Origin of the sequence: Streptococcus sp. oral taxon 431 (assembly GCF_023115445.1) — a bacterium.
Lineage (GTDB): Bacteria > Bacillota > Bacilli > Lactobacillales > Streptococcaceae > Streptococcus.
In genome coordinates, this window is sequence record NZ_JALDUI010000020.1 from 1 (window position 1) to 13,931 (window position 13,931).

11 protein-coding genes and 1 pseudogene are annotated in these 13,931 nt (G+C 40.3%); 6 read left to right on the forward strand and 6 right to left on the reverse strand.

Features of this window, described 5'->3' with window-relative positions:
• Positions 1-351, forward strand: a 351-nt coding sequence (locus M1R56_RS09110) for an LPXTG cell wall anchor domain-containing protein (protein WP_248035893.1), incomplete at its 5' end; no start/stop codon positions are given.
• A gap of 393 nt (positions 352-744) precedes the next feature.
• Entirely contained in the window at positions 745-2,028 is a 1,284-nt protein-coding gene (tig, locus tag M1R56_RS09115) for a trigger factor (RefSeq protein ID WP_248035896.1), read from the forward strand.
• 47 nt (positions 2,029-2,075) lie between these two features.
• Here tig and M1R56_RS09120 read toward each other — a convergent pair whose 3' ends face one another.
• The 3 genes from M1R56_RS09120 to rnhC form a co-directional block, all read right to left on the reverse strand.
• Positions 2,076-4,442 carry an ATP-dependent RecD-like DNA helicase gene (locus M1R56_RS09120; RefSeq protein ID WP_248035897.1) on the reverse strand — a complete coding sequence of 789 codons (2,367 nt, stop codon included), beginning with the start codon at positions 4,440-4,442 and terminating at the stop codon, positions 2,076-2,078.
• Positions 4,443-4,542: 100 nt separating this feature from the next.
• Positions 4,543-5,157, reverse strand: a complete 615-nt coding sequence (lepB, locus tag M1R56_RS09125; RefSeq protein WP_248035899.1) for a signal peptidase I — start codon at positions 5,155-5,157, stop codon at positions 4,543-4,545.
• A 3-nt stretch (positions 5,158-5,160) separates the two neighbouring features.
• The gene (gene rnhC / locus M1R56_RS09130) at positions 5,161-6,042 is read right to left on the reverse strand and encodes a ribonuclease HIII (protein ID WP_248035901.1); all 882 of its coding nucleotides are present in this window, start codon (positions 6,040-6,042) and stop codon (positions 5,161-5,163) included.
• Between the two features lie 86 nt (positions 6,043-6,128).
• Between rnhC and zapA the strand changes: the two genes are divergently transcribed.
• The 3 genes from zapA (at position 6,129) to M1R56_RS09145 (ending at position 9,576) form a co-directional block, all read left to right on the forward strand.
• Positions 6,129-6,431: a cell division protein ZapA gene (gene zapA, locus M1R56_RS09135; protein ID WP_075229941.1), complete on the forward strand. Its 303-nt coding sequence runs from the start codon at positions 6,129-6,131 to the stop codon at positions 6,429-6,431.
• The gene (locus M1R56_RS09140) at positions 6,428-6,976 is read left to right on the forward strand and encodes a CvpA family protein (protein ID WP_248035903.1); all 549 of its coding nucleotides are present in this window, start codon (positions 6,428-6,430) and stop codon (positions 6,974-6,976) included. Before zapA ends, M1R56_RS09140 begins: the two co-directional genes overlap by 4 nt.
• 263 nt (positions 6,977-7,239) lie before the next feature.
• Positions 7,240-9,576, forward strand: a complete 2,337-nt coding sequence (locus M1R56_RS09145; protein WP_248035905.1) for an endonuclease MutS2 — start codon at positions 7,240-7,242, stop codon at positions 9,574-9,576.
• Positions 9,577-9,605: 29 nt separating this feature from the next.
• Here the strand turns inward: M1R56_RS09145 and M1R56_RS09150 are convergent.
• From M1R56_RS09150 to M1R56_RS09160, 3 genes and pseudogenes are all read right to left on the reverse strand, one after another.
• Positions 9,606-9,854 (reverse strand): annotated as a pseudogene (locus M1R56_RS09150) (helix-turn-helix domain-containing protein); the annotation flags it as partial.
• Between the two features lie 271 nt (positions 9,855-10,125).
• The gene (locus tag M1R56_RS09155; RefSeq protein WP_248035908.1) at positions 10,126-11,964 is read right to left on the reverse strand and encodes an N-acetylmuramoyl-L-alanine amidase; all 1,839 of its coding nucleotides are present in this window, start codon (positions 11,962-11,964) and stop codon (positions 10,126-10,128) included.
• A gap of 110 nt (positions 11,965-12,074) precedes the next feature.
• Positions 12,075-12,428, reverse strand: a complete 354-nt coding sequence (locus tag M1R56_RS09160; RefSeq protein WP_083301295.1) for a DUF3397 domain-containing protein — start codon at positions 12,426-12,428, stop codon at positions 12,075-12,077.
• Between the two features lie 251 nt (positions 12,429-12,679).
• Between M1R56_RS09160 and M1R56_RS09165 the strand changes: the two genes are divergently transcribed.
• Complete coding sequence (locus tag M1R56_RS09165) at positions 12,680-13,930, forward strand: dicarboxylate/amino acid:cation symporter (RefSeq protein WP_248035909.1); 1,251 nt, start codon at positions 12,680-12,682, stop codon at positions 13,928-13,930.
• Position 13,931: the final 1 nt, after the last annotated feature.

The following is a 13,931-nucleotide window of genomic DNA, read 5'->3' on the forward strand; positions in this document are numbered from 1 at the left end:
CCAGACGTACCAGGCTACAAACCATACTTGCCAGATCCAAAAGATCCAAGCAAACCAGGTAAACCAGTAGAACCAGGTAAGGAGCTACCAAACCTTCCAACAAACCCAGGTGAAGACACCCCAATCATCTACGTTCCAATCGTACCAAAAACTCCTAATGTCCCAACTCCAGAGCCAAGACCAGAGACACCTGGTACTCCAAATCCAGAACCAAAACCTTTGAATCCTGAAAAAGTAGTTCGCGAATTGCCAAATACTGGTACAGATTCAAATACGGTTATGACTGGACTTGGAATCATTGGAATGGCAACAACGCTATTAGGTTTAGCCCAAAAGAAAAAAGAAGATTAGAATAAATATTTAATCTTATTGAAATTACTTTGGACTAGATGATAGAGTCTATAGCATTAAGAGGGCAAACATTTTAACAATGTTTGTCTTCTTTTTATATAATGGATTGAACCTAGAATAGTACGCTACAGATTCTAAAACATTTCTAGAAATTAATTTGACTTTCCTAATCTCTTTGTTCATACCTTATTTCAATCTACTATAGTAGGTGTAATACTCAAAATGAATCAAACTTAAATTTTTATGTCTAAATTCGCAAACTAACTTCTAGAGAAATTAGCCAAATTACCCAAAATGTGTTTTAGCCAGATTTATCTGCATTAGTCTAGCTTTTATCAATGGAAAATGTTATAATAGACTGTATTTAAAAAAATTTTAAGGAGAAATGACAGAATGTCTGTATCATTTGAAAACAAAGAAACAAACCGTGGTGTCTTGACTTTCACTATCTCTCAAGACCAAATCAAACCAGAATTGGACCGTGTCTTTAACTCAGTAAAGAAATCTCTTAATGTTCCAGGTTTCCGTAAAGGTCACCTTCCACGTCCTATCTTCGACAAAAAATTTGGTGAAGAGTCACTTTACCAAGACGTTATGAATGCTCTTTTGCCAAACGCTTATGAAGCAGCTGTAAAAGAAGCTGGTCTTGAAGTCGTTGCACAACCAAAAATTGACGTAACATCAATGGAAAAAGGTCAAGATTGGGTTATCACTGCTGAAGTTGTTACAAAACCTGAAGTTAAATTGGGTGACTACAAAAACCTTGAAGTATCAGTAGATGTAGAAAAAGAAGTAACTGACGCTGATGTTGAAGAACGTATCGAACGTGAACGCAACAACTTGGCTGAATTGGTTATCAAAGAAGCTGCTGCTGAAAACGGCGACACTGTTGTCATCGACTTCGTTGGTTCTATCGACGGTGTTGAATTTGATGGTGGAAAAGGTGAAAACTTCTCACTTGGACTTGGTTCAGGTCAATTCATCCCTGGTTTCGAAGACCAATTGGTAGGTCACTCAGCTGGTGAAACTGTTGATGTAGTTGTAACATTCCCAGAAGACTACCAAGCAGAAGACCTTGCAGGTAAAGAAGCTAAATTCGTAACAACTATCCACGAAGTAAAAGCTAAAGAAGTTCCAGCTCTTGACGATGAACTTGCAAAAGACATCGACGAAGAAGTTGAAACACTTGCTGAATTGAAAGAAAAATACCGCAATGAATTGGCTGCTGCTAAAGAAGAAGCATATAAGGATGCAGTAGAAGGTGCAGCAATCGATAAAGCTGTGGAAAATGCTGAAATCGTAGAACTTCCAGAAGAAATGATTCACGAAGAAGTTCATCGCTCAGTAAATGAGTTCCTTGGAAACTTGCAACGTCAAGGTATCAACCCTGATATGTACTTCCAAATCACTGGAACTACTCAAGAAGACCTTCATAAACAATACGAGGGAGAAGCTGAGTCACGTACTAAGACTAACCTTGTTATCGAAGCAGTTGCGAAAGCTGAAGGATTTGACGCTTCAGAAGAAGAAATCCAAAAAGAAATCGAGCAATTGGCAGCAGACTACAACATGGAAGTTGCACAAGTACAAAGCTTGCTTTCAGCTGATATGTTGAAACACGATATCGCAATCAAAAAAGCTGTTGAATTGATCACAAGCACTGCAACAGTAAAATAATCTTTACAAGATAAAAGCCCACCTGAAAAGGTGGGTTTTCTTGTGCTCTATTTTCCGAAAAACTCCTGTAGGTCTTCTTGACTAATCCCAATCATGGCTGGAATATTAGACCAGTTGTCTTCGGTTAGAATGTAGGATTGTTCAGTGTCTGTTGAGGTGGTAGTATCGGTTGCAAGTTGGTTTGTTTCCTCAGCATTTTCCATCAAGTCAGCGAAACGTTCAATCAGATAGGTTTTTCGGGCAGTTCCGATGTGCTGGGTAGCATAGTCGAAGGCCTGTAATTCACCTAGTAAGATGAGTTTGCTTTTGGCACGAGTGATGGCAGTGTAGATGAGATTGCGCTCTAACATGCGCTTGCTTGCACTGGTGATAGGTAGAATAACGACGGGAAACTCGCTACCCTGAGACTTGTGGATACTCATGGCATAGGCTAAGCGAATCTTGTACCATTCATTTCGAGGATAGGAGACCTCATTGCCGTCAAAATCAATCATAATTTCATCCTGCTTGGATTCAGTGTATTTTCCTGGAATCAAGTCTGTGATATAGCCTAAGTCTCCGTTGAAGACATTGATCTCTGCATCGTTGACTAGGTGGATAACCTTATCTCCTGTTCGATAGTGACACTGAGGAGCTTCAAAGCTAAGCTGGTCTTTTTGTGGAGGATTGAGTAGGTCTTGCATGAGCTGGTTGATGGCATCAATACCAGCAGTTCCACGGTACATAGGGGCAAGAACCTGAATATCACGAGCAGGGATGCCACTTCTGATAGCAGCACCTAGGATTTTTTCAATGCTAGCAGGGATATGGTTACTAGCAATTTCAAAGTAGGAGCGATCTGCTTTTTTCTGGGTAAAATCTGCAGGCAATATTCCCTGACGAATCTGACTTGCAAGAGTGACGATGGTTGATTCTTCGCTCTGACGGTAGATTCTTTCCAAACGTGTTTGAGGAATGGTTGGTATCTGAAGTAAATCTGCTAGGACTTGACCAGGACTGACAGAAGGTAATTGGTCACTATCTCCAACGATGAGGATTTTACTGGTAGAGGAGATATTGGAGAAGAGCTGGTTAGCTAGCCAAGTATCTACCATAGAAAACTCATCTACAATGATAAAATCAGCATCCAGATAATCTTCCAAATGACTGGTATCGTCGTCTCCAGTCATGCCCAAATGGCGGTGAATAGTTGCACTAGGTAGACCTGTTAGTTCATTCATGCGACGGGCTGCGCGACCGGTGGGAGCGGCTAGGAGAATGGGCAGATTGCTCTTTTTCTTGAGATCCAGTCCTTCTAAGAGAGAATAGACAGCGATAATGCCGTTGATAACAGTAGTCTTACCTGTACCAGGTCCACCTGTAAGGATAAAAACCTTGTTCTGGATAGCATCACAGATAGCCTGTTTTTGAATGCTATCATACTCAATTCCCAGTTCTTCCTCAACAGTTGCGATATGTTCTTGAATGGTTTCTAGATCCTGTTTTTTACTCTGCCCTTTTTCGAGGATTCTGATGAGATGGCTACGAATGCCTTCTTCTGCAAAAAAGAGGCTATTATCAAAGATTTTGGTGTCAATCTGCTGGACCTTATCTTCTTCAATCAGATAAGCAAGCTCTTGGGCAACTTGACTCGGCTCTAGTTCGACTGGACGGGAGGATTCAAGAAGGTTGAGGGTTTGCTCCAACAAGTCTCTAGCTTCCATATAGGTATCTCCCGTTTCCATGCAACCTTGAAAGAGACTATGGACAAGACCAGCACGGAAGCGTTCGGGAGCTTGACTCTCAATTCCCAATTCTTGGGCCAGTTGGTCAGCAATGGTAAATCCCAAGCCCTTGATATCCTCAACCAGTTGATAGGGATAATTCTCGACAATCTCTAGAGTTTCTTCCTTGTAAAAGTCTTGAATCTGAAAGGCCAGTTTATTAGGAATGCCGTAGTTGGCTAGCTTGGCTAAGACCATCTCTGTTCCGTAATTAAGACGAAGGGTTGAGACGAAGGCTTCACGATTTTTAGCAGAGAGTCCAGAGATAGACTGGAGTTTGTCTGGATTTTCTAAGATTTTGTCAATAGTGTTATCTCCGTAAATATCCACAATTTTCTGAGCTGTTTTGAGTCCAATTCCCTTAAAATGGCTACTGGAGAAATACTTGACCAAGCCCTTACTAGTCGGCTTGGCTCTCTCATAGCGAGTCATTTGTAACTGTTCCCCATACTTGGAGTGTTGGACGATTTGTCCCCAAAAGGTGTATTCCTCTCCTTCGATGATATCTGCCATGGTACCTGTGACGATGATTTCATAATCATCAAAGTCTTCAGCATTGGTATCATCAATATCTAGGAGCAAAATACGGAAAAAATTGCTGACATTTTCAAAGATAATGCGCTCAATGGTGCCTGAAAAATAAACTTCCATAAAATTCCTTACAATAGTGTCTGAGAAAATTTATCCCAGATTTAATCAAAATAGAATGAGAAGAGGCTGAGATAGAAAATTCTCGGCCTCTTCCTAGTTTTTAAAATGTTCCGATACGTTTGAGTGGCCAGAAGCGGAATTTGGCTTCACCAGTGATATCTTTTGCCTTAAAGGTACCAACATGTCGACTGTCGCTAGATACCAGACGGTCATCTCCCAGTAGGAGATATTCCCCCTCTGGAACAGTGAAGGTGAAGCTAGTGTTGTAATTAACATCTAGGGTAAAGGCCTGAGCCTTTTGAGCTAAAGTTCTAAAGTATTCTCCCTTTTTACCATCCCAACCAGTTCCAGTATAAGTGCTTTGGAGTTTATCTTCCTTGAAACGCTTTAGGTATTCTGCTAAATAGGGCTCCTCAGTTTCTTGACCGTTAATATAGAGTTTATCATTGTCATAACGAATGGTATCTCCTGGCATACCAATGACCCGTTTAACGATATCCTTGTTCCCATCGTCTTCATGAGCAACTACGATATCAAAGCGATCAATAGGAAGATGTTTAACCACAAAGAGGACTTCTCCATCTGCCAAGGTAGGATCCATAGAATGTCCTTCTACACTGACATTCCTCCAGAGAAAGAGACGACTAAGGGCGACAAGAGTGATAATGAGGATAAAACTCCCCCACTCTTTTAAAAACGATTTAAAATATTTCATAATTTACCTTTCTAGCAGTTTTTTTGCTTTTTCAGTGTTTTTGAAGTGTAGTTTGGCGCAGAAATTGAGTCCCTGCATACCATAAGCACGAAGGATTTGGCTAGCTACCTTATCAGAAGCTGTTCCAGCCCCGCTTGGAAGTTGATAGCCAAGTTCTCTCCCCAGATTTTCGAGATTCTCTAGAAAGAGATCACGCGCAATGATAGAGCTTACTGCAACAGCCAAGTATTTACCTTCAGCTTTTTCCTCTAGGCTGACTGGATTAGAAAAATGATTGGCTTCATTTTTTAAGTACTTCTCATAGTTTTGAGCACTCGTAAAAGCATCGATCACAATCTTTTCTGGCTGGACTCCCTTTTGGAGGAGGAGAAAAATCGCTTGATTATGCAGAGCTACCTTTACGGAAACGGCATTGTAGCGCTCCCCAATGACTTCATTATACTTACTTGGAGAAAGAAGCAGCGCTTGGTGCTGGATTCTCTCCTTAAGCAGAGGGGCAAGCTGACGAATCTTTTGGTCTGTCAGAGTCTTAGAATCCCCTACACCTAGTTTTCGTAGGAAGTCATGTTGGTCAGGAGTCACAAAGGATGCTACTACAGCTAGACCACCAAAGTAGGAACCATTTCCTACTTCGTCAGTTCCAATCATCGGAAAGTTTTGTCCACTAGCTACTGGGCTGACCTGATAACCAAAAAAGCTGGCGTAACGTTCAGCAGCTTCTCCTTGCAAGAGGACTTTTCCAGATGTATAGATGGAAACACTTGCCTGTGGAAGCTTGAAAAAGTAGCGAATATAAGGATTTTTACTAGGAGTCAGTGCTTGTTCATATTTCTGAACAAAGGCTTGGATTTCCTTTTCACTCGGGGTTAATGTAATACTTGCCATAGTTCTTATTGTACCATAAAAGCTGTAGAATTGGTAAAAACTGACAAACTTAGTGAAATTTGGTATAATATCGTGAGGTGAATTTTATGGCAAATTTAAATCGATACAAGTTTACATTCGGCAAAAAAACATTGACCCTAACAACTGAGCATGACAACCTCTTTATGGAGGAAATTGCCAAGGTCGCAACAGAAAAATATGAAGCAATCAAAGAACAAATGCCTGGAGCGGATGATGAGACAATCGCTATTTTATTAGCAGTCAATAGCTTGTCAACTCAACTCAGTCGTGAGATTGAATTTGATGATAAGGAGCAAGAATTAGACGCCCTTCGTCATCAAGTTGTAGCGACTAAACAAGAGCACAGCAAGATTGAGGACTCACTATGATTTCCATCTTTCTTTTATTGGTTCTGGCTTGGAGTTTTTATATCGGCTATCGCAGAGGCTTGGTCCTACAAGTCTATTATCTCCTAGCTACAATCGTCTCAGCTTATTTTGCGGGGAATTTTTATCAGTCATTGGGAGAAACATTTCACTTGTTGATTCCTTATGCCAATCCCCAGGAAGGGCAGGGTACCTTTTTCTTCCCATCTGACCAGCTCTTCCAATTAGACAAGGTCTTTTACGCAGGTATTGGCTATCTCTTAGCCTTTGCCGTATTTTACTGCATCGGTCGTTTGATTGGACTCTTTTTTAACCTGGTACCAACCAAAAAGTTAGGTGGCAAATATTTTCGCATCGGTGCAGGAGTCTTATCAGTCGGAGTGACCTTATTTGTCCTTCAAATGATGCTGACCATCCTTGCGACTGTGCCCCTAGCAATCGTTCAAAATTCACTTGAAAACAGTTTTGTAGCTAAACATATTATCCAGAGTGTTCCCATCACTACTCATATGATTAAACAACTCTGGGTAACCAAAATAATCGGATAAAAAGGGCGGGAACTATTCCTAGCCTTTTGTTTACAATCTCATACTCTTCGGAAATCTCTTCAAACCACGTCAGCTTCGCCTTGGATTATATATGTGACTGACTTCGTCAGTCTTATCTACAACCTCAAAGCAGTGCTTTGAGCAACCTACGGCTAGCTTCCTAGTTTGCTCTCTGATTTTCATTGAGTATCAATAGTTTAGGAGCCTTTTTGAAAAGAGTGAGAATTTGAAAAATTCGTTCGCTCATTACGAAGGAAAAGAAAATGAATAAAAAAATACTAGAAACATTAGAATTTAATAAGGTCAAGGCTTTATTTGAGCCCCATCTTTTGACGGAGCAAGGATTAGAGCAGTTGAAAGAACTTGCTCCGACTGATAAAGGAGACAAGATTAGACAAGCTTTTGCAGAGATGAAGGAAATGCAAGAACTCTTTGTCGAGCATCCTCATTTCAGCATTTCTGCAACAAAAGATATTGCAGCGACCTCCAAACGTTTGGAAATGGGTGCTGATCTCAACATCGAGGAATTTCTTCTACTCAAACGTGTCATCTTTGCCAGTCGTGAATTGCAGAATTTTTATGACAATCTTGAAAATGTACGTTTGGATCACCTGGCAAGTTGGTTTGAGAAACTTCATGATTTTCCACATTTACAGGGAAATCTACAAGCCATCAACGAAGCTGGATTTATTGAGAACTTTGCTAGCGAGGATTTGGCACGAATCCGTCGAAAAATCCATGATAGTGAAAGTCAAGTCCGTGATGTCTTGCAAGACCTTCTCAAACAAAAAGCTCAGATGCTGACAGAAGGTATCATCGCAAGTAGAAATGGTCGCCAAGTTCTTCCAGTTAAGAATACCTATCGTAACAAGATTGCTGGTGTAGTACATGATATTTCTGCCAGTGGGAACACTGTTTATATCGAACCTCGTGAAGTGGTCAAGTTGAGTGAGGAAATAGCCAGTCTTCGTGCAGATGAACGCTATGAGATGATGCGTATCCTCCAAGAACTCTCTGAACGAGTAAGACCACACGCAGCTGAAATTGCTAATGATGCTTGGATTATCGGACATTTGGACCTGATTCGGGCTAAGGTTCGCTTTATCCAAGAGACGGAGGCAGTAGTACCTCAAGTGTCTGAGGGACAGGAGATTCAACTTCTTCACGTTCGTCATCCTCTTGTAAAAAATGCAGTCGCAAATGATGTGCACTTTGGAAAAGAATTAACAGCTATCGTCATCACTGGTCCTAATACGGGTGGTAAGACCATTATGCTCAAGACCTTAGGTTTGACCCAGTTGATGGCCCAGTCTGGTCTGCCAATTTTAGCTGATAAAGGTAGTCGTGTAGGGATTTTCGAGGAGATATTCGCAGATATCGGAGATGAACAATCCATCGAGCAAAGTCTCTCAACCTTCTCTAGTCATATGACCAATATCGTAGATATTCTTGGTAAGGTCAATCAAAACTCGCTCTTGTTACTAGATGAGCTTGGAGCAGGAACAGATCCCCAAGAAGGTGCTGCCCTAGCCATGTCTATCCTAGAAGACTTGCGTTTGCGTCAGGTCAAGACTATGGCAACCACTCACTATCCTGAACTCAAAGCCTATGGGATTGAAACGGCCTATGTTCAGAATGCCAGCATGGAGTTTGATACAGCTAGCCTGCGTCCAACTTATCGCTTTATGCAGGGTGTACCTGGTCGAAGTAATGCTTTTGAGATTGCTAAACGTCTAGGTTTGTCAGATGTCATTGTAGGTGACGCTAGTAAGCAAATTGACCAAGACAACGATGTCAATCGCATCATTGAACAATTGGAAGAGCAGACACTTGAAAGCCGGAAACGTCTTGAGAATATTCGTCAAGTCGAGCAAGAAAACCTCAAGATGAATCGTGCCCTTAAAAAACTTTATAACGAGCTCAATCGTGAAAAGGAAACTGAACTCAATAAAGCGCGTGAACAAGCTGCTGAGATTGTTGATTTGGCTCTAGCTGAGAGTGATGATATACTTAAAAATCTTCACAGTAAATCTCAACTAAAACCACATGAGATTATTGAAGCCAAGGCTAAGCTCAAAAAATTAGCCCCTGAAAAAGTTGACCTTTCTAAAAACAAGGTCCTCCAAAAAGCTAAGAAGAAACGAGCTCCAAAAGTTGGAGACGATATCATCGTTTTAAGCTATGGTCAACGAGGTACCTTGACCAATCAACTCAAGGATGGACGTTGGGAAGCACAGGTTGGCTTGATTAAGATGACGCTTGAGGAAAAAGAGTTTGACTTGGTTCAAGTCCAGAAAGAAGCGCCAGTCAAGAAGAAACAAGTTAACGTCGTTAAACGTGCAGTAGGCAAAGGTCCACAAGCTCGACTAGACCTTCGTGGCAAACGCTACGAGGAAGCTATGGAAGCCTTGGATGCCTTTATAGACCAAGCCCTACTCAACAATATGGCTCAAGTAGATATCATCCATGGTATCGGTACAGGAGTCATCCGTGAAGGGGTGACTAAGTACCTACAAAGAAATAAACAGGTCAAGAGCTTTGGCTATGCACCACAAAATGCAGGTGGATCTGGCGCAACCATTGTAACCTTTAAGGGGTAAAGCGAAAATCATGAAAATTTGATTCAAGATAAACCACCTTTACCTGCAAGATAATCTGTTACAGCCTTTTCTTTTAACTCTGAACTATATTTCTTCCAGCTATGACGCTCCTTGAGGCCTTCTACACCCTCTGTTTGATACTTACGAATCCAATTTCTGATTGTGTCACCATTTACTCCAAATGCTTTGGTCAAAATAGATATTGACTTCCCTTGTTCAAGGTAAAGATGAACAACTTCTAACTTCTCCTCCACTGATTTCGGACCTCTTTTTGACATACGAAAACTCCCCCTGTAGTTTCTAGTGAAATTTTGTTTTTTTCACTGTCCACTATAAGGGGAGTATATCAAACTTTAGTAGTAAGCAAAAGGGGGGTAAAAATATTATAGTCAATTGAAATAAGAACAAGACTATATTGTGCCACTTTTAAGTGGTGTAGTTATCGGTGTAGGAGTCTTGGCTTGTGTAGGAATTGGTTTTCTCTTTCCTGAAGCCAACAAGTTAGAAGAATAATACAAAAAATCTCGAGATTTTCTCGAGACTTTTTCTTTATTGACCTGCGTAATATTTTTGAATTCCCTTAACGATACCTGCAACTAATCTGTTTTGGTAGGCGTCACTGCGGACTTGTTGATTCTCATTGAAATTGTCAATATAGCCCAATTCCAATAGAACCGCTGGTTTATCAGTTTCTCGAAGGACAGCAAAACTACTTTGTAGGAGTCCTGCATCCTTAGCACCAGTTTCAGCTAGTAGTGAAGAGTGGATATCGGCAGCCAGGCGATTGCTTTCACTGATACGGTCAGGGTGGTTATGCCAGTATGGATTGATCTTAGCACGATAGCCACTGTCTTCTTCGTAAGAGTAAGTTTGAATACCAGATCTCCCTGAAGCAGGATTCCCGCTTGCATTGAAGTGAATACTGATGAACATGTCTGAGTCCGTTTTGTTAACCATTTTTGAACGTTCAGTGACAAAGTCGACATAGACATCACTATCTCTCGAAGAAAGAACGGTATAACCAAGACCCTGGAGTTCCTTACGTAGTTTTTGATAAATTTGCATGGTTAGGTCTTTTTCCTGAGTGTTATAATAAACAGCACCAGGATCTTTTCCACCATGTCCTGGATCTAAGAAAACAGTTTTCGTGTATTTCCCTTTTTCAAATCCACGACTTATAGGTACTTCACCAATCCATTTTCCATTACTTTGGAACTGATGTGCTGTTCCATCGATTTTTCGAGTTCCCGTGACATAGACACCATTTTCATCCACATAGTAACGGGCATTGTAGTAGCTGTCGTCAATCCATTCGCTCTTAGCCATGTAACCACCTGACTTGAGGTAGTAAGAGCCGATCCATTCACGCGCTGCATATGCACCACCAGATTTTAAGTAGAACCAGCTATTATAGTTTTTATCGAAAATCCATTCTTTTTCGGCCATAGCTCCGCTAGCTTTTAGATAGTAGCTACCTATCCATTGGTTATTGGCCATAATACCTTCTTTGTTAAAATAGTACCACGAGCTACCGACTTTTTCCCATTTCTCTTGAGTTGGACGACCAGATGTTTGGGCGAAGTACCATTTTCCTTCTAAATAAACCCAGGACCTTTCAGCCATAGCTCCACTATTGGAGAGAAGGTATCCGTTAAAAATTGTCTTACTTAGCATGATACCATCTTTGTCAAAGTAGTACCAAGAACCACCAATTTTTTCCCACTTGTTTTTGATGACTTTACCAGAAGCAAGTGCATAGTACCATTGTCCATCTTGTTTTACCCAAGCACTCTCAGCCATGGCGCCGCTATTCGTTAATAGATAGCCGTCAAAAATTGTGTTGCTGAGCATGACACCGTCTTGGTCAAAATAGTACCAGACACCACCAATCTTTTCCCATTTTTGTTGAGAAATTTTTCCATAAGCGTTAGCGTAATACCATTTATCTTGGAGTTTACTCCAACCAGAATCGACCATAGCCCCGCTACTAGTCAGGATATATCCGTCAAAAATAGTATCGCTCAACATGATTCCATCTTTGTTGAAGTAGTACCATTTCCCGTGGATTTTTTTCCAGTTTAGAACAGGGGCATTATTTTCATAGAAGCGCCAGATATTTTCCTCGAATACCCAACCATCTTTTTGGACTTCAGGAGCCTTGTCTTCTTCTTTCTTAGCTGGATTTGTTGTTTGATTGGCATTTGCCTCAGTTGAAGGTTCAGTTTCCTTGGCCGGGAGACTGTTTTTCTCCACTTTGTCAGTAGAGGTTTCACTGTGTGTTGTTTCTACTGGGGTAGACTGTGCTTGGTTTTCCTCAGCATAGCTAAGATTGGTGGTTAGACCAAAAACTGAAAGCGTAATGGCACTTGCCAAGAGCGTTTTTTTCACTTGATTTATCTCCTATTTTTACTTTTTTATAATTTTATCAGAAAAGTGCCTCAGATGGAACATTTAGTGGCCAAGATCGAGGTGCTGGTGGGCTATATTGTAATAGTTGACTATTTCATCACGAAAATTTGAACAATCATGATGATATAGATGAGCAGTGTTAGTAAAAATCCAGCTCGCCAAAAGAATTTAATAAATTTTGGATAATAAAAACTACGTCTTTTGTTTAAGAAGAAAAAGACCAACACAATTGCTAGTATTGATAAGGCCGTTCCCAATACTGGAAGTTGATTGTGTGTAAACATCTTAGCCGTAATCAAATAATATTCAAAAATTAGAAAAGGAAAAGCTAAATCAGCAGCATTGATGCCCCTTTTCTTTAACTTAAAGAGTCTGCTTAAAATAATCGCCAGAGCTAAGGTTAGTACCAAAAGCAAGATGGAAGCAAGTTTCATTAAAATCATACCATTATTGTATCATAAAATTTTGAGAATAGAAAAGTAAATTCCGTGATTTATCACTGTTTTAGCAAAAAATCATTGGTAAGAAACAGATTTTATAATTCCTGCTTGAACAGAATGAATCATGTGTTCGGTACGATGATAGTTTGAACTCTCAATATAAATCTTTTTTATGTTCAACATAGAAAATATATATTAGTCAGAAGTGAAGAATAGTAGTAGAATGAGTAGCAAATAAAACAAAGGAGTTTCTTATGAAATTAGTTACTTTATGGTCAAAACTCTCACTAGGAATCCAATTATTGGTGGCTTTGGTCTTGGGTGTGATTGCTGCGGTCATCTGGCCACAATTTGCAGGCTTTTATCAATTTTTAGGACAAGCCTTTATTAAATTGATCAATATGGTTATCATTCCGCTAATCTTCCCAACCATCGTTGTTGCAGTAGCTGGAGTTATCGGAAAAAAATCTTTCGAAAAAATCTTGGCCAAGAGCTTGGTTTACTTTTTTGCCGTAACAACTGCCATTACTCTTTTGTTTGTATTTGCTAGTTACTTTTTGGGATTTGGACAAGGTGTGAACATTGGTCAAACTGGTGGAAACCTTGATGGGATTGCGAACAATGTCAAGTTCAGCGAATTTTTGCTTGGTTTTATTCCATCAAACATCGTCAAGTCTCTTTCAGAAGGTGCTCTTTTGCCAATTATCGTGTTTGCTATCTTTCTTGGTTACGGAATTGGGAATCTTAAATCTGAGAAATCTCAGAAGATTATCGAAGGTTTCCAAATCTGGATTGAGTCCATCTACAAGATTGTTACAGTGATTGTCAAACTATCACCGATTGGAATTTTTGGTTTTATCGCCAAAGATGTTGCAACTACTGGCCTTGATAAATTGATTGGGCTTGGTCAATTTGTAATCGGAACTTACTCGGCTTATGCTGTATTGGTTCTCCTTATTTTTCCTTTGATTGCTCTATTCTTTAAAGTACCGTATTTGTCAGCCTTTCGTGAAAATTGGAGTCTATTGACTCTGGCCTTTGTTACGGGTAGTTCCAGTGTTGTCTTGCCATCCCTTCTTAAAGATTTGAAAAAACAGGGGCATGACGAGCATACGATTGATTTAGTTGTTCCTTTAGGATATACTTTTAACTTAGAGGGAGCAGCAGTTTATTTCTCAGTAGCGACAATCTTTATCGCCCATGCCTACGGCATTCAATTTTCATTATCAAGTCTCTTGTTTACTGTTTTACTCTTGACTTTGATTGGAAAAACTGCGGCAACCGTACCATCAGGAGCTATCGTGGTTCTACTAGCTGCAGCACCTCAATTGGGCTTACCAGTTGAAGGAGTAGCCTTGATTTTTGCAGTTGATTTCTTTGTCAATGCCGGCCGTACCATGATTAATGTTTTGGGTCAAATCTTAACAGTTAGCGTTATTGAAAAAACAGAAGGATATATTTTAGAAGAAGAAAAGGAAAGCCAATTATCAGTCAGCTTTTCTTAAG